This is a genomic window from Hyphomonas beringensis (assembly GCF_000682755.1).
In the GTDB taxonomy this organism is placed as follows: domain Bacteria; phylum Pseudomonadota; class Alphaproteobacteria; order Caulobacterales; family Hyphomonadaceae; genus Hyphomonas; species Hyphomonas beringensis.
Map to the genome: position 1 here is coordinate 40365 of NZ_AWFF01000025.1, position 20519 is coordinate 60883.

The 20519-nt window shown below is 59.3% G+C and carries 22 protein-coding genes; 18 read left to right on the plus strand and 4 right to left on the minus strand.

The annotated features are described in order from the left end of the window. The first annotated feature begins 107 nt into the window (after window positions 1-107). From mdh to HY29_RS03355, 9 genes are all read left to right on the plus strand, one after another. A complete protein-coding gene (mdh, locus tag HY29_RS03315; protein ID WP_034792181.1) occupies window positions 108-1070 on the plus strand; it encodes a malate dehydrogenase in 963 nt (320 codons plus the stop codon). Window positions 1071-1092: 22 nt separating this feature from the next. Then, window positions 1093-1632: a GNAT family N-acetyltransferase gene (locus HY29_RS03320; protein WP_081811208.1), complete on the plus strand. Its 540-nt coding sequence runs from the start codon at window positions 1093-1095 to the stop codon at window positions 1630-1632. A gap of 114 nt (window positions 1633-1746) precedes the next feature. Then, entirely contained in the window at window positions 1747-3180 is a 1434-nt protein-coding gene (locus HY29_RS03325; protein ID WP_155838190.1) for a M28 family peptidase, read from the plus strand. Between the two features lie 77 nt (window positions 3181-3257). Further along, window positions 3258-3713, plus strand: coding sequence for a hypothetical protein (locus HY29_RS03330; RefSeq protein WP_034792185.1), 456 nt, complete (start codon window positions 3258-3260; stop codon window positions 3711-3713). A 34-nt stretch (window positions 3714-3747) separates the two neighbouring features. Further along, on the plus strand, window positions 3748-4965 hold the full coding sequence (locus tag HY29_RS03335; protein ID WP_034792187.1) for a murein hydrolase activator EnvC family protein: 1218 nt from the start codon (window positions 3748-3750) through the stop codon (window positions 4963-4965). A gap of 28 nt (window positions 4966-4993) precedes the next feature. Beyond that, a complete protein-coding gene (locus HY29_RS03340; RefSeq protein ID WP_034792446.1) occupies window positions 4994-6316 on the plus strand; it encodes a S41 family peptidase in 1323 nt (440 codons plus the stop codon). 82 nt (window positions 6317-6398) lie between these two features. Further along, window positions 6399-7709 carry a divergent polysaccharide deacetylase family protein gene (locus tag HY29_RS18225; RefSeq protein ID WP_051601088.1) on the plus strand — a complete coding sequence of 437 codons (1311 nt, stop codon included), beginning with the start codon at window positions 6399-6401 and terminating at the stop codon, window positions 7707-7709. A gap of 2 nt (window positions 7710-7711) precedes the next feature. Next, complete coding sequence (locus HY29_RS03350) at window positions 7712-8221, plus strand: RNA pyrophosphohydrolase (RefSeq protein ID WP_051601103.1); 510 nt, start codon at window positions 7712-7714, stop codon at window positions 8219-8221. A 23-nt stretch (window positions 8222-8244) separates the two neighbouring features. Next, window positions 8245-9024: an alpha/beta hydrolase gene (locus tag HY29_RS03355; RefSeq protein ID WP_034792191.1), complete on the plus strand. Its 780-nt coding sequence runs from the start codon at window positions 8245-8247 to the stop codon at window positions 9022-9024. Between the two features lie 59 nt (window positions 9025-9083). Here the strand turns inward: HY29_RS03355 and folE are convergent, their stop codons facing one another. Then, complete coding sequence (gene folE / locus HY29_RS03360) at window positions 9084-9701, minus strand: GTP cyclohydrolase I FolE (protein ID WP_034792457.1); 618 nt, start codon at window positions 9699-9701, stop codon at window positions 9084-9086. A gap of 365 nt (window positions 9702-10066) precedes the next feature. Between folE and cysS the strand changes: the two genes are divergently transcribed. The 7 genes from cysS (at window position 10067) to HY29_RS03395 (ending at window position 17514) form a co-directional block, all read left to right on the plus strand. Continuing rightward, the gene (cysS, locus tag HY29_RS03365) at window positions 10067-11452 is read left to right on the plus strand and encodes a cysteine--tRNA ligase (protein WP_034792220.1); all 1386 of its coding nucleotides are present in this window, start codon (window positions 10067-10069) and stop codon (window positions 11450-11452) included. A gap of 193 nt (window positions 11453-11645) precedes the next feature. Then, window positions 11646-12128 (plus strand): iron-sulfur cluster assembly scaffold protein, encoded by a 483-nt coding sequence (locus tag HY29_RS03370; RefSeq protein WP_241765123.1) that lies wholly within the window; start codon window positions 11646-11648, stop codon window positions 12126-12128. A gap of 24 nt (window positions 12129-12152) precedes the next feature. After that, window positions 12153-12788: a tetratricopeptide repeat protein gene (locus HY29_RS03375; protein WP_034792222.1), complete on the plus strand. Its 636-nt coding sequence runs from the start codon at window positions 12153-12155 to the stop codon at window positions 12786-12788. 35 nt (window positions 12789-12823) lie between these two features. After that, window positions 12824-13147, plus strand: coding sequence for a membrane protein insertion efficiency factor YidD (yidD, locus tag HY29_RS03380; RefSeq protein ID WP_034792224.1), 324 nt, complete (start codon window positions 12824-12826; stop codon window positions 13145-13147). A 295-nt stretch (window positions 13148-13442) separates the two neighbouring features. Further along, on the plus strand, window positions 13443-15410 hold the full coding sequence (gene thrS, locus HY29_RS03385; protein WP_034792226.1) for a threonine--tRNA ligase: 1968 nt from the start codon (window positions 13443-13445) through the stop codon (window positions 15408-15410). Between the two features lie 50 nt (window positions 15411-15460). Further along, entirely contained in the window at window positions 15461-16705 is a 1245-nt protein-coding gene (locus tag HY29_RS03390) for an O-antigen ligase family protein (RefSeq protein WP_162176668.1), read from the plus strand. A gap of 2 nt (window positions 16706-16707) precedes the next feature. Beyond that, the gene (locus HY29_RS03395; protein WP_051601089.1) at window positions 16708-17514 is read left to right on the plus strand and encodes a glycosyltransferase family 2 protein; all 807 of its coding nucleotides are present in this window, start codon (window positions 16708-16710) and stop codon (window positions 17512-17514) included. Here HY29_RS03395 and HY29_RS03400 read toward each other — a convergent pair. Both HY29_RS03400 and gloB read right to left on the minus strand, forming a co-directional pair. Continuing rightward, complete coding sequence (locus HY29_RS03400; RefSeq protein WP_034792230.1) at window positions 17511-17957, minus strand: cupin domain-containing protein; 447 nt, start codon at window positions 17955-17957, stop codon at window positions 17511-17513. The genes HY29_RS03395 and HY29_RS03400 overlap by 4 nt on opposite strands. Then, on the minus strand, window positions 17957-18730 hold the full coding sequence (gene gloB / locus HY29_RS03405) for a hydroxyacylglutathione hydrolase (protein ID WP_034792232.1): 774 nt from the start codon (window positions 18728-18730) through the stop codon (window positions 17957-17959). The genes HY29_RS03400 and gloB overlap by 1 nt, the downstream gene beginning before the upstream one ends. Before the next feature lie 38 nt (window positions 18731-18768). On the opposite strand from gloB, the gene HY29_RS03410 reads away from it, so the two are divergent. Both HY29_RS03410 and HY29_RS03415 read left to right on the plus strand, forming a co-directional pair. Beyond that, a complete protein-coding gene (locus HY29_RS03410; protein WP_051601090.1) occupies window positions 18769-19512 on the plus strand; it encodes a class I SAM-dependent methyltransferase in 744 nt (247 codons plus the stop codon). 59 nt (window positions 19513-19571) lie between these two features. Then, a complete protein-coding gene (locus HY29_RS03415; RefSeq protein WP_034792234.1) occupies window positions 19572-19916 on the plus strand; it encodes a P-II family nitrogen regulator in 345 nt (114 codons plus the stop codon). A 13-nt stretch (window positions 19917-19929) separates the two neighbouring features. On the opposite strand, the gene HY29_RS03420 is transcribed toward HY29_RS03415, so the two are convergent. Further along, window positions 19930-20307 (minus strand): DUF983 domain-containing protein, encoded by a 378-nt coding sequence (locus HY29_RS03420; protein ID WP_034792236.1) that lies wholly within the window; start codon window positions 20305-20307, stop codon window positions 19930-19932. Window positions 20308-20519 lie beyond the last annotated feature (212 nt).

Here is a 20519-nt window from a genome sequence, read left to right on the forward strand (position 1 = left end):
CGCCCTTGTGGCGGGGCTTTACTTTTTGGCGCATTGCACAAAACCCTGCGCTCGGCTAACCCTCCGCCCAGTTTCTGGATCTCACCCAAAGCAAGGAGTTTAGACGGATGGCCCGCAAGAAAATTGCCCTGATCGGTTCCGGTATGATTGGTGGCACACTCGCCCATGTTGCAGCACGTGAAGAGCTGGGCGATGTCGTCCTGTTCGATATTGCCGAAGGCCTGCCGCAGGGCAAGGCGCTTGACCTCGCAGAGTCGACCCCGGTCTATAATTCCTCGGTCAGCCTGAAGGGCGCAAACGCCTATGAAGATATCGCAGGCGCAGATGTCTGCATCGTTACCGCAGGTGTGCCGCGCAAGCCGGGCATGAGCCGCGATGACCTTCTGGGCATCAACCTCAAAGTCATGAAAGCCGTTGGCGAAGGCATCAAGGCCCACGCCCCGAACGCATTCGTGATCTGTATCACAAACCCGCTCGACGCCATGGTCTGGGCGCTTCAGCAATTCTCCGGCCTGCCGGCGAACAAGGTGGTCGGCATGGCTGGCGTGCTGGACAGCTCCCGCTTTGCCTACTTCCTGTCCGAGAAGACCGGCGTGTCCGTTGCCGACATTCACGCCTGGACGCTGGCTGGCCATGGCGATTCCATGGTGCCGATGGTGCGTCACTCCACGGTTGGCGGCCTGCCGCTGCCGCAGCTGGTCAAGCAAGGCTGGATGACTCAGGAAGAACTGGACGCCATCGTCGACCGTACCCGCAAAGGCGGCGGGGAGATCGTGGCTCTGCTGAAAACCGGCTCTGCTTATTACGCGCCGGCGGAGTCCGCCATCGCCATGGCAAAATCCTACCTGAAAGACCAGAAGCGCGTGCTCCCTGCCGCAGCCTTCTGTCAGGGTGAATATGGCGTGGACGGCCTGTATGTAGGCGTGCCTACCCTGATCGGGGCAGAGGGTGCAGAGAAAATCGTCGAGTTCGATTTCAATGACGCCGAACAAGAGATGTTCAACACGTCTGTTGAAGCCGTTGGCGGCCTGGTCGATGCTTGTAAGGACATCGACTCCTCCCTGAAATAGGCCTGAAATAGGAGAGGCCGTTTTGGCTATCGGTCCGACACTTGAGACGGAACGTCTGATCCTCCGCCCACCCAGGGCGGAGGATTTTGACTCATGGGTGGCATTTCATGCCGATGAAGAGGTGATGAAACACCTCGGTGGCACGCAAGGCCCTGAGCTGACGTGGCGCTCCATATGTACCATGACGGGTGCATGGTCGATTGGTGGGTTTTCAATGTTCTCCGTCATTGAGAAAGCATCCGGCCAGTGGATCGGTCGGCTTGGGCCATGGTGCCCACATGGCTGGCCCGGCACGGAAGTTGGCTGGGGCCTTGTTCGCAGTGCCTGGGGCAAGGGCTATGCGACAGAAGGTGCGTCTGCGGCGATGGATTATGCCGTCGACATTCTGGGGTGGAACGAAATCATTCACACCATCCTTCCGGAAAACGAGGCCTCCATGCGCGTGGCAAAGCGTCTTGGCAGCCAGTTTATGCAGAAGATGGACACGCCCCCGCCCTTTGAAGGGATGACCTGGGATGTCTATGGGCAGAGCGCCGATGAGTGGCGTGCGCGGCGCGGCTGATTGGGCGGGTTTGTTGGCTGCCCTGGGGCTGACTGCAGAACTTCCGCCTCCGGGCCTGTTCATCCGGGGCAAGTGCTGATTATCTGCCGCCATATTGGCTGAAGGAGATACGGCATGAGACGCAACGGATTGAGACTGGGTAGTCTGGTAGCGCTGGCGGCCATGATGACGGCGCCTGCGCTCGCTGAGACAGGCAGCGCGCTGCCGCAGGATGTTTCCGAGACAGCTGAAGCCCTGATGGACGCTGCCGCGTCTGATACGGTGGGCCTCCAATTCGTTGAAGACCTGACGACCGAGATTGGCCCGCGTCTGGCCGGCTCCCCTGCAGAGGCCCGGGCTCGCACTTGGGCCGTGAATGAGCTGAAGCAGCTTGGCTTCCAGAATGTCCACGTCGAGGATTTCTCCATTCCTTACTGGACGCGCACGCATGAGATTGCGGAGGTCGTCGGCCCGAATGCCCAGCCCCTGGTGATCACGGCGCTTGGCGGCAGCAAGGCAACACCGCAAGGTGGCCTTGAGGCAGAGATCGTACGCTTTGAGTCCCTTAGCGACCTGCAAGCCGCACCTGCGGGCAGCCTGAATGGCAAGATCGCCTATATCGACGAGCTCATGTACAAGACGCAGGATGGCAGCGGTTATGGCCTGGCTGTGCGCAAACGTAGCGGCTGTGCCAAGGCCGCAGCCGAGAAGGGGGCTGTCGCCTGCCTGATCCGGTCTGTCGGCACGCAATCCCACCGCATTCCGCATACTGGGATCATGTCGCGCGACGGGGCCCTTGGTGCCTTGCCTGCCGCCGCGCTGTCTGCGCCGGACGCCGACCAGTTAAGCCGTCTATTGGAGCGCGGCGATGTTCGCGTGAAGCTGGACATTGGCGTGCAGTCTGCTGAAGCAGCGCCGTCGGGCAATGTGATCGGCGAGATCGAGGGGACGGACCTGAAGGATGAGATTGTGCTTATCGGATGCCACCTCGACAGCTGGGATCTGGGCACGGGCGCGATCGATGATGGCGCAGGCTGCGGTATCGTGGTTGGCGCGGCCAAGCTGATTGATGCGCTGCCGGCGAAACCGCGCCGTACGATCCGTGTCGTTCTGTACGGTTCTGAGGAAGTCGGCCTTTTCGGCGGCGATGCCTATGCCCGCCAGCATGGCGATGACCTGGATAAGCACGTTCTGGCCGCTGAGAGCGATTTCGGGGCAGGCCGGGTCTGGCAATTTCAGACGCGCTTTGGCGAAGGCGCCAAGCCCTATGGCGATGCGATCAAGGCCATGCTGACCAAGGTCGGTGTTGCGGAAGGCAATAATGAAGCAGGGGGTGGCCCTGATGTCGGCGTTCTGCGCCGGGCTGGTGTACCCGTCGTGACGCCCAGCCAGGATGGCCGCGACTATTTCGATTATCACCACACGCCCGATGACACGTTCGACAAGATCAATCCGGAAGAATTCCGCCAGAATATCGCGGTGTACGCAGCGTTCAGTTATATCGCAGCCGAGACGGGCTGGGATTTCCGCAAAGCTGCAGATGCTGAAAGCACGCAAGGGGCTGACTGACCCTGTCGGCGCAGGACAGGATACGTCCCGCCCTCCTGACAAGTCTGGAAGGGCTCAAGCTGGCACGCCGTGAGGCGATGTTTGCGGGCGAAGATCCTGAACGCTGGCGCTGGATTGCTGTCGGGCTGGTGACCGCGCTGAAGGCGTCGGCCATCTCGGCGCTTTCAGCCTATGAAACGGCCGCGCAGGAAGATGTGCTGGACCCTGCCAATCCGGGCAGGGTGGCGCCTTTGGCCATGTTGCTGCGCCGGACAAGGTCCGAGCAATATCTTGCGCCACCAGAGCGTCTTGATGTGCCGCTGTCACATTTGGAAGCAGCCCGGAGGCTGGCTGCCTATCGTAATGAGGTTGTCCATGGAGCGGATGCGCGCCGTCCGGCAACGCTCTGTGTCGACAGCCTTACCTCTCTCGGCATGATTGCGCATTTCCTTGTAAAGGCTCCCGCCTTTCAGGTGGCAGAGCACGGTGTGATTTGCGCCCTTGCAAGAGATGAAATTGCAGCGCTCCAGCAGCAGCTTGAGGCGCTTGGTTAATCTTGAGGTCATGACCGCTTGGCATAAGAGCGGAATGCCTTGGAAGTATCGGTCCCTTTTCGTGTCTGTTGTGGCGCTCGCCCTGACTGCGGCGGCGCCGGACACCTTTTCGCGGGAAGAGTTGGATGCGCTGGAAGCAGAGCGCCGCGCTGCCGAGCAGAAACTCGCTGCGTTACAGGCAGCCGGCGAAGAAACCCGCGTGGATCTCAAGAATATCGATTCCCAGCTGATTTCTGCCGCGATGGAATCCCAGCGCCGGGAAGAGCAGGCCTCAGAGGCGGAAAAGCAGCTCATTGATCTTGGCACGCGCCGCGTTGCTGCACAGATGAGCCTGCTGGAGGATCGCCAGGCCCTGGAAGACCTGCTGGGCGCGCTTACAGCGTCCAACAGGCGAAAGCCCCCGGCACTGATTGTATCCCCGGGCAAGGCAAATACGGCGATCCGACGGGCCATCCTGATGAGCGAGACAACGCCGCGGTTGGCTGCGCGGACGGAAACCCTGTCAGCAGAGATTGATCGGCTGAATGATCTGGAGCGACGTATCCGGGGCGAGAAAGCCAAGCTGGAAGCAGCCGAGGCTACGCTGGCGCTGAAGCAGGTCGAGATCGAGAAGCTGGCCGCCGCAAAGCGGGGGAATTTTGAGGATCTGTCCGGCGACATTGCCAGTCTCAAGGCGCGAACTGCCGAACTTGGCGCTGAGGCCCGTACCCTGCGGGAGCTGCTGGCCGCGCTGGAATCCAATGCCCCCTCCGCGCCGGGCACAAAGCCGGCGACGCGCCCGCGCCAGGTGGCGGCCTCGCCCAAGACAAAGCCCTCAGCAAAGCCGGCTGTGGCCCAGACCTCTTCCGCGCGGCCGCTCGGCAAAGCCGTGCTAGGCGCGTTGAAACCGCCCGTTGCAGGCAAATTGCTGCGATCCTTTGGTGAAAAACTTCCAACAGGCGGCAAGGCGGAATGGGTGACCTTCACAACGCGTGGAAACGCGCAGGTGACGGCGCCTGTCGGCGGGACGGTCGAGTATGCCCGACCCTTCCGGACGTATGGATCAATGTTAATTTTGCGGACGAGTGACGGCTACCATGTTATTCTTACTGGAATGAGCCGGATCTATGTCACTGAAGGCCAAAGCGTTTCTCCGGGAGAACCCGTTGGCCGAATGCCGGATCGCGCGGCTCCCGAGCCTGAATTAAATATGGAATTAAGGCTTGGCGACAAGGTGATGAATCCGGCAGACTGGTTGCCGGGCCGTAGTTAAGGCCGTGAGCATGACGGAGGATTGGAATATGCGTTCACTTCTGACGGGGGCTGCCCTCGGAATTGTTTTGGGTGGCGCAGCAGTCGGGGTGTCGGCCTTTGCCGCGCCGGACGAGAAGCCTGAAGATCCGCGTATGGTCACGTATCAGCAGCTTGATTTGTTTGCTGAAATTCTTGCTCGCGCACGTCAGGACTATGTCACCGAGATTGACGAAAAGTCCGCAATGAAGGCGGCCATCAATGGCATGCTGACCTCCCTGGACCCGCATTCCGGCTATCTCGATCCCGATGATTTCCGCTCCATGCAGGTGCAGACCAGCGGCGAATATGGCGGCCTTGGCATTGAAGTGACGATGGAAGATGGCTTTGTGAAAGTCATATCGCCAATGGATGAAACCCCTGCCAGCCGTGCCGGAATTGAGCCTGGCGACCTGATCACTGCGATTAATGGCAAGCCCATCATTGGCTTGACCCTGAATGAAGCCGTCAAGGAAATGCGCGGTGAAAAGGGCAGTGACATCAACATCACCATCCTGCGGGAAGGGGAGGACCCCTTCGATGTCACGCTGACCCGCGAGGTCATTCAACAGAAATCTGTAACCTGGAAGATGGAAGAAGACGATATCGGCTATATCCGTATCTCCACCTTTAATGACCGCACGACTCTTCTGCTGGAAGAGGCTGTTGAGGGTATTGCCAAGGCGACGGGCTCGCGTCCGCGCGGTCTGATTATCGATCTGCGCAATAATGGTGGTGGACTTCTGGATCAGGCAGTCTCTGTCTCCGACATGTTCCTGTCAGGCGGCGAAGTCGTCTCCACACAAGGGCGCCGCATCTCCGACATGGAGCGCTACAATGCGCGCTCGGGCGAAGTGTTCAAAGGCGTGCCAATGGTTGTTTTGATCAATGGCGGGTCTGCCTCGGCATCCGAGATTGTCGCTGGCGCCCTGCAGGATCGTCACCGCGCGACGCTGATCGGCACGACCAGCTTCGGCAAAGGGTCTGTCCAGACGGTCATTCCGCTGGGCGCAGATCGCGGCGCTGTCCGGCTGACGACGGCGCGCTACTACACCCCGGCTGGGCGCTCCATTCAGGCACTGGGTATCGAGCCAGATATCGAGATCACCAATGCCCGTCTGACGGAAGAGGAACTGGCCAAGATCAAGCGCTGGTCTGAAGCTGACCTTCCCCATGCGCTGGCCAATGAAGACGGCGAAAAGCGTCACGAGATGACCATGCCTGATGAGCAGCCGCCGGAAGATTGGGATGGCGAAGACTATCAGTTGAAACGGGCTATCGACATGCTCGAGGAAGGCACTGTCACGGCAAGTGCAATGAGGCGTGCGGGTTAACGGTTTCTTTGCTCCCTGTTAACCATTTGGATGCAATTCTGATCGTTCAGAATTCTTCAATTTGCCTGAATGAGGTCAATCAATGGCTTACCGGAGGGATGCCGATCCGTCTCCCTTGCGCACGGGAATCGCGCATGCAGGCCTGAGCCTGCTTGTCTTCGGGGTTCTGGCAGCAAGCCTGGGAGTAGGGATTCATTTTTCCGGAAATCCGGCAGAGGCTGGCCCGCGTCAGAATCTGGCCCTGTTCGAAACAGGCCCAGAGGAAACACCAGCTCTGAAGGCTCGCCTGAAAGGCGAAGCCCCGGCCGCTGTGACGGCTGGGACAATTGTCGTGGCAGATGCGGGTGAGAATGCCAGCGGGGATGACCCGAGCCTCGGCGTCGAATATGCTGACCTGTCCGCGCCGGCCGCAGACACAGGCTCCTCTGCGCCAGCTGCTGCCCAGTCTGATAAGGGGGGTGTGCGGATCAATGGCACAATGGTGCGCCCGGGCGAGTCCTATGGGGAAGTGTCCAAAGTGGTTTCCCTGGATACAGCACCTGTCAAAGGCATGACCGAGCGGGTGAACGGCCTGAACCTTCCCCGCATTTCAGAGAGCGGCAAAGCGCCGTCTGATGTTTATGCGCGTCCCTTCAACAATCCGGAAAACAAGCCGGTCATCGCCCTCGTCGTTGGCGGACTGGGCATCAATGCGACGCACACGCGGTCTGCGATAGAGGAGCTGCCGCCTGAGGTGACGCTCTCTTTCGCTCCGGATGCGAACAATATCCAGTACTGGATCAACAAGGCGCGCGACAGCGGTCACGAAGTTCTGATCGAGCTTCCGATGGAAGCTTATGATTATGGCCGCATGAAAATGCACCCGCAGACTTTGTTGGCAGGCGATACGGGCGCGCGTAATTTGCCGCGTATTGAACGGCTTCTGGCCAAGGGACGCGGTTATTTCGGCGTAATCAATTATCAGGGCGCCAAGTTCGCGGATGATCCAGGGGCTGTTGGCCCGATGATGAAAGTCATCCGTGACCGGGGCCTGGCCCTGGTGGAAGACGCAAGCTTTCAGGAAAGCGAGTTCGACAAGGTCGCCGCGCGCAATCAGATGAAATATGTTCGCGCCAATTCCACCATCGACGCCAAATTGACCGCCGCTGAAATTGGTGCGGAACTGATGGCGCTGGAGACCCAGTCCAAGGAACATGGCGCAGCCATGGGCGCGGGCTATGCCTTCCCGGTGACAATCCAGACCGTCAAGGAATGGGCGGAAGACCTCAACAGCCGCGGCATTGTCCTGGCGCCGGTCTCTGCGCTTACCTCTGTAATTCCTGCAGAAATGAGCGAAGGAAAGCGTCTGCAGACTGGAAGCCTGAACCAGGCTGCGGTAAACCCTGAAGGGTGACGATCAACACCCCGGACCCCGAGCTTTATCGCCCTAATGTCGGTCTCGCCCTTTTTTCGAAGGCGGGGCACGTCTTTATTGGCCGACGCATCAATGGCCGCGGGGCCTTCCAGTGGCAGATGCCGCAAGGCGGTATCGACAAGGGGGAAACTCCGCTGGTCGGTGGCTTGCGGGAGCTGGAAGAAGAAGTTGGCGTGCCTGAAAAGCTGGTCGATGTTCTCGAAGAGACGTCTGATTGGCTCTATTATGATTTTCCACCAGACCTGAAGAAGCGTATGGGCGGGCCCTATATCGGCCAGCGCCAGAAATGGTTTGCCTTCCGCTTCAAGGGCTCAGACAGTGATGTCAGGCTGGACCGTCACACACCGGAATTCGATGCCTGGCGCTGGGCCCGGCTGGAAGAAGTTCCTGCTCTGGTCGTGCCATTCAAACGTATGGTCTATTCTGAAGTGGTACAGAGATTTCAGCCATGGACCGAACCCGTCAGCGGCTACAAGGCCGCGCAGGGATAAGGTCTGGGTACGGGGGAACTGGCATGACAAAATCGCTCCTGATGATCCACGGCATTGGCTGTACCGGAGATGTCTGGGACAGAATGCGTTCCGGGATTGAAGCCGCTGGCTGGCAGTGCGAGGCGCCGACCCTGTTTCCGGACAAGCGCCTTAAAGAGTCTCCGCCAGCCGACCTACCGGAATTGGGTCTGGACGATTACATCTCCGCCATGGCCAAAGAGGCTGAGCGCATGACCGACGAAACCGGCAGTGCGCCTGCTGTCATCGGCCACTCCATGGGCGGTTTGATCGCTCAGTGCCTGGCAGAGAAGGGACTGGTCAGCCAGGCCGTGTTCCTGACGCCGGCCCAGCCCAAGGATTGCGCGGCCGTGACCCTGCCTGTGGCCTATACATTCCTGAATATCCTGCTCGGGCGCGACCGGAGCAAGGCCTACAAGGTATGGCGTTCAGGCTTTCGCTTTGGCGTGCTGAACAAGGTGCCCCGCCGCAGGCATGAAGAGATCTATGCGGAGGCAGTCTACGATTCCGGCAAGGTCTATGGTGACATCACCGACGGGATCGAGATTGATGAAGCCCGCATCAAGATTCCGACCCTCACCATTGCGGCCACAGCAGACCGCGCTACGCCGGCAAAAGCAGTGCGGAAGGTTGGCGCGAAATATGCGAAGAGTCCGGTTGCGGGAGACTTCCTGGAATACAAGGACAACGCCCATTGGATTGTGGACGAGCCCGGCACGGACAAGGTTTTAGCCGACATACTCAGCTGGCTGGAACGCAACCGACCAGCGGACACGGCAGACTAGGCACTAAAAAACCCCGGCCGTCAGGACCGGGGTTTTTTGTAAATCAGAACGCGCGCCGATTAGCCGTGGTTAGCCATACGCAGGAAGCGGTTGCGCAGATCCGCATCAGATTTGAACACGCCTGTGAACTGCGTTGTGATCGTGCTGACATCCTTGTGGTGAACGCCGCGTGTGGACATGCACTCATGGACGGCATCGATCAGAACAGCTGTGCCCATCGGCGCCAGGCTTTCGGTGATGGCATCACAGATCTGGGCGGTCATGGTCTCCTGCGTCTGCAGGCGCTTGGAGAAAATCTCCACGACACGTGCAAGTTTGGAGATGCCCACAACGGCTTCCGACGGCATATAGGCGACATAGGCCTTGCCGAGGAACGGGGCCATGTGATGCTCACAATGGCTCTCAACCTCGATATTGCGAAGCATGACGATGTCGTCATAGCCCTGCACATCTTCAAAGGTACGGGAAAGATACTTTACCGGATCTTCCTCGTAACCGGAGAACCATTCCTTGTAGGCATTCACGACACGCTTGGGCGTATCGAGCAGGCCTTCGCGGCGCGGATCGTCACCGGCCCATGCAATAAGGGTCCGTACGGCCTCTTCGGCCTCTTCAACAGACGGACGTTTAACAGGGTCAGTGCGCGGCATGTCTTTTTTGGGAGTGATGGCGTCCATGGCCATAATAGAAGTTTCCTTCGACTGAGGGACGGGGGTCGAGCCGAGGCTTGGTCTGGGAAAGCATATGCTCCCCTGCCCGGACTTAACGCCCGCCCGGAGTTGATACCCTCAGGGCGATGAGTGGAACATAATGACCGAAAAGCCCTGTTTCCAGCGATTTCTACGGTGACCCAGCGTGAATGGATCCCAATGAACTTGGCGTAATGACTGCAGAATGCTATCGGAACGCCATGTTTGATGTGCGTTTTGCCCTCTGTCCTGCCTGTTGCTGTTGCCGTTAAGGCCTCAACCCGCCATTAGGGCTGGCTATATACATGTGCAGCCAGCGATAGCGCAGATTACAAAAACCGAGCGATCATCAGATGACAATCCGCCTTTATGACACCGCCGCGCGCGAAAAGCGCGTCTTTGAGCCGCAGGATCCCAAGCGGGTCACGATGTATGTCTGCGGCCCTACGGTCTACAATTATGCCCATATCGGCAATGCACGCCCGCCGATTACCTTTGATGTGCTGCGCCGCGTCTTATCCCATGCCTATGGCAAGGATGCGGTCGTTTACGCGCGTAACATCACCGACATTGAGGACAAGATCATCAAGGCGAGCCAGGAGAGCGGCGAGCCGATCTCTGTCATCACCAAAAAGTTTGCTGACATCTATAATGCGGATGTGGCGGCCTTGAATGTGTTGGCGCCGAGTATTGAACCCTGGGCGACAGGCCATGTGGGCGAAATGATTGAGATCATCGAGAAGCTGGTCCGCAAGGGCTATGCCTATGTCGGCAAGGAAGGCGTCTGGTTCGCGGTGAAACAGATGCCGGATTACGGCAAGCTGTCCGGCCGTAAATTGGAAGACAATGAAGCCGGTGCCCGTGTTGCTGTCGATGAAGACAAGCGTGACCCGGCAGACTTTGCGCTTTGGAAATTCGCCAAGTCAGGTGAGCCGGAAGATGCGATCTGGAACAGCCCCTGGGGCAGGGGACGTCCCGGCTGGCACATCGAATGCTCGGCCATGGCGGCAAAGCATCTTGGCAAGACGATCGATATTCATGGCGGCGGCATCGACCTGCAATTCCCGCATCATGAGAACGAGATCGCGCAATCGGAATGCGCCCATGGCCAGCAGATGGCCCGCTATTGGATGCATAATGGCTTCCTCGATATGGGCGGGGAGAAGATGTCGAAATCGCTCGGCAATGTCGTGCTGGTGCATGAGTTGCTCGAAGCCTGGCCCGGCGAAGTGCTGCGCTTCGCCATGCTGAGCGGGCATTACCGCGCGCCGTTGGACTGGACAGAGGACCTTCTGAAACAGGCCAAGACAACTCTGGACCGCATCTATGGCGCCTTGCGTCGGGTATGGGACGCGGAAGGCGGCAAGGCCCGTGACAAGGGCGTGCTACGCGCCCTGCAGGATGATCTCAACACGCCGGTCGCTCTGGCGGAGCTGTCCCGTCTGGCGGGTGAGGCGAACACGGCGGCCGACCAGAAGGATGACGCCGCAATGGCCGAGGCCCGCGCGGACCTGCTGGCTGCTGGCGAACTGCTCGGCCTGTTGACGCTGACGCCGAAAGCCTGGGAGCAGGGCGGCGATGATGACGGCAATGCGCGAATCGATGCGCTGGTTCAGGCCCGGATTGATGCGCGGGCTGCAAAAAACTGGGCAGAAGCAGACCGGATTCGCGACCAGTTGGCCGCAGAAGGCATTGAAATCATGGATGGTGCAGGCGGGTCGACCTGGCGGCGTGTGTAATTGCACTGCACTTGGGCGATGACGAAAACTTCAATTGACCTTAACAGGCCGCTCCTGTGTGTTTGGGCCAAGGCCTGAGCGCCCCGATTTCAATGCATGACAAACCTTCAGCCGCTTGCTCCGCGAGCCCCGTGGAACAAGCGGCTTTTTTTGTCGCTCTCCTGCAGTCTTGCGCGCGGGCGGGCCTGACGCCATGTTTCCGGCGATGAGCGAATTGTATCACAACCGTATTCTTGAGCTTGCCGCCGGGATTCCGAATATTGGAGACCTCGCTGATGCCGAAGGCTCTGTGCTGAAGGTTTCGCGTGTGTGCGGGTCCATCGTGAAGGTAGACCTGACGCTCGATGAGGCAGGCGAAACGATTACGGCCATCGCGGTTGATCCGAAGGCCTGCGCGCTGGGGCAGGCGGCTACCTCCATCTTGGCTGAGAATGCCGTCGGCGCGACTGTGGAAGAGGTGATCGCTGCGCGGGACGCTCTGAAAGCTATGCTCAAAGACGGCGGCCCGCCGCCCGAAGGCCGCTTCTGGGAATTGCGGCATCTGGAGCCCGTGGCCGATTATCCCCCGCGCCACACCTCCACCTTGCTTGCCTTCGAAGCCGCCGTCGCCGCTATAGAGGAAGCGCTGCAGAAGCGTACATCATCTGGCCAAATCGCGCTGCCTGTAAGAGAATAATGGCAAGTCTTGGGGTTGAGATTTATGAAGTCAGTATTTTTGATGTTCGGCGCGATATTTTGGAGCGCATTTGCTTTTGCCGATTTGACTTCTGTACCGAGTACCCCCTCGCAGGAGCGGATGGACAGGTATGATAAGCAACCAATCTCGGAAACGAAACGAGATTGTAGGAATGATGACTTCGCCGCTTGTTTTTACTTGGGCTTTTATTATGCCGGCGACTTTCAGAATTACGATATCAACGCAAAGCAGGCCGCGAAATTCTTTGGCAAAGCTTGCGACGGGGGGCTCATGCTGAGCTGCCACAATCTGGGCGGCTTATACTTTACTGGCAGAATTGCACCCATAGACTATGCGAAAGCGGCCCTTGCCTATGAATCGGCTTGTTTGGGCGGAATTGCCGAAAGTTGTAATTTCGCGGGAGCGTCCCACTGGGCGCTGGACCGAGCAACTCAAGCGGAAACCGCGAAGGGCTTCTTTGATAAAGGGTGTGACTTGGGCGATGCTGAATCGTGCTATAATTTGGCTACAACAATTGCCTCCGATGCCCAATCTTCTGGGGATTTTGAACTTGCAGCTGGTCACATGGCTCGCGCTTGTGAGTTGGGGGATATAGATGCCTGTTCATTCCTTCAGAGATTGGGGCAAACACCAAAATAATGCTCGTACGCTATGACTGAATTTTGGTTGATCTGATGCCGATGCGCCGCCGCTTCGCTTATGTTCTGCTCTGGATCTATAAACACGGGCCCAGCCAGATTTTCTATGCTTTCGGGGCGCGGTGCCAGCATACGCCAACCTGTAGTGAATATGGCGCGGAATGCGTCGCGCGGCATGGCTGGTGGCCGGGCTTCTGGATGACGCTGGCACGGTTCATACGCTGCCGTCCGGGCGGCAGTCATGGGCGTGATCCAGCGCCGGAAGCGCTGCCGGATGTGCCCTTCTGGCAGCCCTGGCGATATGGCGACTGGTCCGCCCGCAAGGTGATGGCCCGAATTGATCAAACCGGAAAGTCGTGACATAAGCCCGCGCATGAACGCTTTTCGTTGTCTTCCGGGGCCGGCTGGGCTGACCACACGAACTCGCCGGGGTGCCTGAGGCGCCGTCTGGCTGCGCTTTCGCGCACCCGCTTCAAGCACCCATAAACAGCTCCAAAAACGTCCCAAAACAGCTCCGAACGGCTCCAACTGCGCCCATAATGCATATGGGGTGGGAAATCTGGTGAAGTCGCGTTAAGCAAACGCCGGAATAAGGGCCTGACCGGATCCGATATTGCCGCGCCCGAGGGCGCACCCTGCACGAAAAGATTAGACCATGATCAAAGTATCCCTGCCTGATGGCTCCGTCCGAGAATATGAAGAGGGCGCATCCCCCTTCGATGTCGCGAAATCCATTTCCAACTCTCTCGCCAAGAAGGCGCTTGCCGCCCGCGTGGATGGTGAGCTGAGAGATCTGATGCGTCCGCTGGAAGGCGATGCGAAGATTGAGATCGTCACGGCAAATGATTCTGACGGCCTTGAGCTGATCCGCCACGACGCCGCGCACGTGCTGGCGCAGGCCGTCCAGGAGCTCTACCCGGACACGCAGGTCACAATCGGCCCGGTGATCGATGACGGTTTCTATTACGACTTTGCGCGTGAGGAGCCTTTCTCTACGGAAGACTTCGAAAAGATCGAAAAGAAGATGTCGCAGATCATCGACGCCGATTACCCGATCGTGCGCGAAGTCTGGGACAAGGACGAAGCGATCGCGACGTTCAAGAAGATCGGCGAAGACTACAAGGCCCAGATCATCGACGACATCATCCCGCCGGGCGAAGCCATCACTGTTTACAAGCAAGGCGACTGGTTCGATCTGTGCCGCGGGCCGCACCTGCCATCGACGGGCAAGCTGCCGAAAGCGTTCAAGCTGATGAAGCTGGCCGGCGCATATTGGCGTGGCGACTCCAACAATGAGATGCTGCAGCGCATGTACGGCACGGCCTGGGCTAACGAGAAGGATTTGAAGGCCCATCTCCACCGCCTGGAAGAAGCCGAGAAGCGCGACCACCGAAAGCTTGGCCAGAAGCTGGACCTGTTCCACCTGCAGCCTGAAGCGCAGGGCTCTGTCTTCTGGCACCCGAAAGGCTTCATGATCTGGCGCCAGCTGGAAGCCTATATCCGCCGTGCGCAGGACGAAGACGGCTATGTCGAGGTGAAGACGCCGCAACTGCTCGACTCTGTGTTCTGGGAAAAATCCGGCCACTGGGACAAGTTCCGCGAGAACATGTTCGTGGTGCCTGACTTCATTCCGAACACAGATGAGGCCGAGGTGAAGATCCCGGCCGAGACAAGCCTGATGGCGCTGAAGCCGATGAACTGCCCGGCGCACGTCCAGATATTCAAGAACGCCCAGCGCTCCTACCGGGACCTGCCGATCCGCATGGCGGAGTTTGGTTGCTGTCACCGGAACGAAGCTCACGGCGCGCTGCATGGTCTGATGCGCGTGCGCCAGATGACGCAGGATGATGCGCACATTTTCTGCCGTGAAGACCAGATCGGCGAGGAAACGCTGCGGTTCCTGAACCTGTTTTCCCGCGTCTACAATGATTTCGGCCTGACGGAGATTTCCTACAAGCTGGCGACACGCCCGGACGTGCGCGGCGGCACGGACGAGAACTGGGACCGCGCTGAAAAGGCGCTCGCCGAGGCCCTGACAGAAGCCGGTCTTGAATTCGAGATCGCCGAAGGGGAGGGCGCTTTCTATGGCCCGAAACTGGAATTCCACCTGACGGATGCCATTGGGCGGACATGGCAGTGCGGTACGTTCCAGCTGGACTATGTTCTGCCGGAACGTCTGGACGCAGAATATACAGGCTCTGACGGCGCCAAGCACCGCCCGGTCATGCTGCACCGCGCCGTATTCGGTACGTTCGAACGCTTCATGGGCATCCTGATCGAGAACTATGCCGGATCCTTCCCGATTTGGCTGTCACCGGTTCAGGTCGTCGTGGCCGCGATTACGGACGCCGCCAATGACTATGCCGAGGAAGCCGCTGCGGCGCTCCGCAAGGCGGGCCTGCGCGTGGAAACGGATCTTCGCAATGAGAAGATCAATTACAAAGTCCGTGAGCATTCCGTGCAGAAAGTTCCGATCATTGCGGTTGTCGGTGGCCGTGAAGCGGAAGAGCGCACGCTGGCCCTGCGTCGTCTGGGCAGCAATGCGCAGCAGATGATTTCCCTGGATGATGCCTGCGCGGAGCTTGGGCAGGAAGCGCTCGCACCAGACCTGAAGCGCGACTGACACGAGATCAACAGGTGACAGAGGCCGCAGAATACCGAAAGATGCGTGACATGAGTTACGCACCTTTCCTTGCTGCGGCCTATCTGCTCTGGCCGATCATGGGACTGTTGGGGGGGCAGGGCTATGCGCCTCTGCTCGTGCTGGCGGCCATACCCGCCATCTTTGTGGCTCGGCCGGGCGCGAAGCCGGCCTGGTACCTGTTGTCCGCAATGGCATTCGTGGTTTGGGCGATCCTCAGCGAGTACTGGTCACCTGCCTCTCGCGGGATCGCTACCGGCAATCTTCTGGAAGGGGATTTTGCCGTCAGGTCTGCTGGTTTGCGAATGGCGCTGACTCTTGCCTTTGGCACCATCCTGATTGCCGGAGCGCTGAGAATAGCAAATGGCCGCGCGCAACTTTCTGCACGGCTGACCCTTGGCGCCTTTGCTCTGCAGGGATTTCTGGTGATTTTGAGCGTCATCCTGGGGGGGCAGGTTCTGCCGCTGATTTACGGGGATGACCCTCAGCGTATCGGCGAAGGGATTCAGAATATCGGACGCAATGCGAATGCGTTTGCCCTGGTTCTGCCTGTGCTGGTTGCCTATCTGATGGTCCGCCCGGCTATGGCCTGGAAAGGGCTGGCATGTCTTGTCACGCTGGTCAGTGTGGTTGCGTTTGCACGTATTGATGCCTCTGCAGCGATGATTGGGGCGGTGTTGATGTTGGCAGCATTTGCGATTGTCCGGCTGTATCCGCGCAATGGCCTGCGCGCGCTGTTTCTGGCCGTTTCGGGATATGTGGCCCTCGCACCCTTGCTGATTGGCGGCCTTATCTTCGGGCTGGCGAAGGCGGGGATATCCTTGCCGGGGTCGTTCCAGTCCCGTGCCTGGTCCTGGGAGGTGGTGATCGGCAAGATCCAGCAGGCACCGGTCTTCGGCCATGGGATTGAAGCCTCAAAGACATGGCGTGAGACCTATGCCGACCACCCGGACTGGCTGGCCCAATTGCCGGATTTCTGGGCGCAGTATCCGGTCGTGCCGGGGCACCCCCATAATATGGCGCTGCAGATATGGGGCGAGACAGGGGCTGTGGGCGCTGCCTTTGCCGCTCTGACCATTGGCCTCATCGGCTGGCGTCTGCCACCCGCCACAGAGCTGCGCGGGGACATAGGCTATGCGATTGCAGGCATGCTGGCCGTTGCAACATGCCTGTTCAGTTTTTCCTACAGCGTGTGGAATGAAGCCTTCTGGGCAAGCCTTGTGCTGGCCGTGGGCAGCATCATTCTGCTCTCCCGCCGAGAGAGGGCATCCTTGTGATCATGGTGCCGACGGTTACGGCAATTGTGGTGAGCTATCATACGGGCCCGCGCCTGCATGAGTGTCTCTATGCCCTGAAGTCTGATCCATCCGTTGCAGAAGTGATTATCGTTGATAACGGAAATCCGCCCGAGGATGAGGCTTGGCTCGACACGTTTGCCCGCAATGTGGACAAGGTTCACATCATCCGTGATGGAACGAATCCGGGGTTTGGGGCAGCCGTAAACAAGGGTGCGGCCGGCGCGCTGGGCGAATTGCTGCTGGTCATCAATCCGGATGCCGTGCTGCGTCGCGGTTCTCTGCCCATTATGTATGAAGCCATGAAGGATCGTCCGCAGCCTGTTCTGGTGGGCGGCAAGATCTTTGACATTCATGGGCAGGAAGAGCGGGGCGGCCGCCGCAAGACGCTGACCTTGATGCGTGCCATGGGGCTCGGCAAGTGGACATTGGAAAATGATCCGCCACCGGAAGAGGCCATAGAGGTTGGCGCGGTGTCGGGCGCCTTCTTCATGATGGACCGGAAAGCCTTCCGCGGCATGGGCGGTTTTGACGAAGAGTATTTCCTTCATGTTGAAGATGTCGATCTGTGTCGCCGTGTGATTCAGCAGGGTGGCTCTGTTGTTTACGAGCCCCGCGCGGGTGTGCTGCACTATGGCTCCACATCCGATGTGCCTTCCGAGACGGTGCTGGCCCACAAGGCTGACAGTCTGACGCGTTACTTCCGGAAGTTCGCTTCGGGCCCATTGGAGAAGGCACTCGTTGCCATTATTTCCCCGTTCTTTCTCCGGTTACTGAAAGCCCGTGCCTAGACGTCGGGTCGCCAATCTGGCGGGGCCATTTCAAAACCGCTGAACTCAAAGCCGGGTGCCACAATGCAGCTGACCAGCGTCCACGCGCCAAGTGTTTCCGCCGTCTGCCAGTGATATGCGGGGGCGACGCCTTGCAAAGATTGGCCCGCGCGCAAATCCGGCCCAAGGGTCATGGCGGCCGCACCCTTACCGTCAGGCATACTCAGCGTCAGCGACAAGGGGCCACCCGCCTGCCATAGCCAGATCTCATCCGCATCGACGCGGTGCCAGGCAGATAACTCGTCTGCTTGCAGCAAATAGTAGATCAGCGTTGCGGCTGCGCGCGCATCAGGCTCTGCCTGGCTGCGAAAGGTCTCGGAATAGTGGCCGCCTTCGGGATGGGGCGTCAGGTTCAGGAGACGAATGATTTCATTGGCGCCAAGATCCCCTGAAATCGCAGGCATCAGAAACTGTCCTTCCGACTACGGATTTCGGCGAAGGTGGCGACGGCATCCCCCGGATGGCCCATGGCGGACTGAAGCTCCGGATTGTCCGCGCGCAGGAAGGGATTGGTGGCGAGTTCTTTCTCCAGCCGGGTCGGCACCGTCGGCTGGCCCTTGGCGCGGCGCGCGTCAATATCCTTGATATAGGCGGCCAGGTCGGCATTGCCGGTCTCGATGGTCTCGGCGAAGCGGGCATTGGCCTGTGTGTATTCGTGCGCACAGTAGAGAGTTGTTTCCGGCGGCAGGGCTTTCAGCTTGGAGAGGCTGTTCCACATCATCTCCATCGTGCCTTCGAACACGCGACCGCAGCCAAGCGCAAAGAGGGCGTCGCCGACAAAGGCTGTGTTCTGCTCAGCGAAATGATAGGCGATGTGGCCCAGCGTGTGGCCTGGCACATCCAGCACGCGGGCGGTGGCGCGGCCGAACTCTACCGTGTCGCCCCCGGACAGGTGCACATCGATGCCGGGGATCTTCTCTGCCTCGCCCGCCGGGCCGTAGATGATGCAATCAGTCGCTTCCTTGATCTTGAGATTGCCACCCGCATGATCCGGATGCCAATGCGTATTGAGAATGTGAGTGATGTGCCAGCCCATCCGCTTTGCCTCGGCGAGGTATTTCTCGGCATCTGGCGTGTCGATGGCGGCGGTCTCACCCGAAAAGTGCTCGTGAACCAAAAAGCCGTAATTATCGTTCAGGCAGGGAAATCGGTGTATGTCGAGGGTAATGTTCGTCATCTGGGTCTCCTTGAGACCGAATTAGCATAGAGAGGGCCATGCGTCAGGATGCCGTCACCTTGCAGCGTTTTTATTCTGCTCCGCTGGGGCAGGCGGCGGCGCGCATCCTGTCCGGCAAGCTGACAGATCTGTGGGGCGATGCGAGGGGTTTGTCGCTTCTGGGCCTTGGCTATGCCGTGCCCGTGCTGGAGGCCTTCGGGACAGCGCCTGCGCGCACTGTGGCGGCAGTGCCTTATGAGCATGGTCAGGTCAGCTGGGACCCCGCCGGCAGAGGGAACGCCGCTGTTTCAGTTGGCGATGTGCGCCTGCCGTTTCCGGATGGCCTGTTTGACCGCGTCATCGTGATGCACGGTTTGGAAGAGACGGGCGATCCGCGTGCCTATCTGCGCGAGATCTGGCGCATCACCGCGCCGGAGGGGCGGATCGTGCTGGCGGCGTCGAACCGGTCCGGCCTGTGGTCACGTGCCACGCGCACGCCTTTCGGGCAGGGCAGGCCGTGGACGCGTTCGCAATTGATGAACCTCTTGTCGATCGGCCTGTTCCAGGTGACGGCTTCTGCGAGCGCGCTTTACATGCCGCCTGTGGGCAATCCTGTCGTTACGTCAGCCGCCGAAGGCTGGGAGGTAATGGGGCGATTCCTGGCACCCGGCCTCGGCGGAGTGGTGCTTGTTGAGGCAGTTAAGCGACTTTATGCCTCTCCTGGAGGCGGTGCCCCGGCGCCTGTGACTGAAAAGGTACGCATTGCGCGTCCTGTAACGACCAATGGGCGTGAAAGTCATTGACGCCCTGTACCGTCTGATTACTTTTGTAGTTCTAATTAAAGATCAAAGGATTATGCGCCATGAAACTCGTGACCGCCATTTTCAAGCCGAGCCGTCTGGACGCGGTCATTGATGCGCTGTCCGAAGCGGGCGCCACCGGCCTGACCGTTTCAGAAGTCCGCGGCTATGGCCGCCAGCTGGGCAAGACGGAAGTCTATCGCGGGGCCGAATATGAGGTCCGCCTCCTGCCGAAGGTGAAGGTTGAGGTTGCCTGTCCGGGCGCGTCCGCTGAACGCTATGCCGAGGCGATCAGCCAGGCTGCCAATACCGGCACGATTGGCGACGGCAAGATCTTCATCTACGACCTCGACACCATTATCCGTATCCGCACGGGTGAGCGCGACGAGCAAGCCGTCTCAGGCTAGGAAGCCGGTCGGCTCAGGAGTCGCCGTTTTTCTCAAAATTTGCTTCTTCCGCATCATGGTGCAGCTGAAGGTTCAGCAGCACACCCTTTGCCACAGGCAGCAGCCAGAGCGACAGGCCGATGACCGCGCCGCACAGCGCCACAAAAGCCAGGATTTTTGGCAGAAGGGGCAGCGGGCTCATTGGCAACAGGAACAGGAAGGGCGCGAGCAACAGCAAAACGCCAAAGCCGACAAAGAATGCCGGGCCATCGGCCGTATCGGCCTTGGACATGTCGCGTCCGCAAACCGGGCAGGACTCGTTCAGTTTCAGGTATGAGCTGAACAGCTTGCCTTCGCCGCAATTGCCGCACCTCTGGCGAATACCGTTCAGGATGGGGGAAGCGTTGCTCATTTTTAGTCCCTTTCTGTCCAGACTTGTGTGATTGAGACCCACGCTTCAGTGGGGCCAGGGCAATCGCATGTCCGGAATGTGCCAGTTGTGTCCTGTCATATGCTGACATGGTGGCCGTTTATCTTTCACCAAGACTATATGTTCAGTGGCCTGTGTCAGCTGCGGTAGATGGTTGCAGGTAGGTTGCAGTCGCAGAATGCTGGACGCCAGAC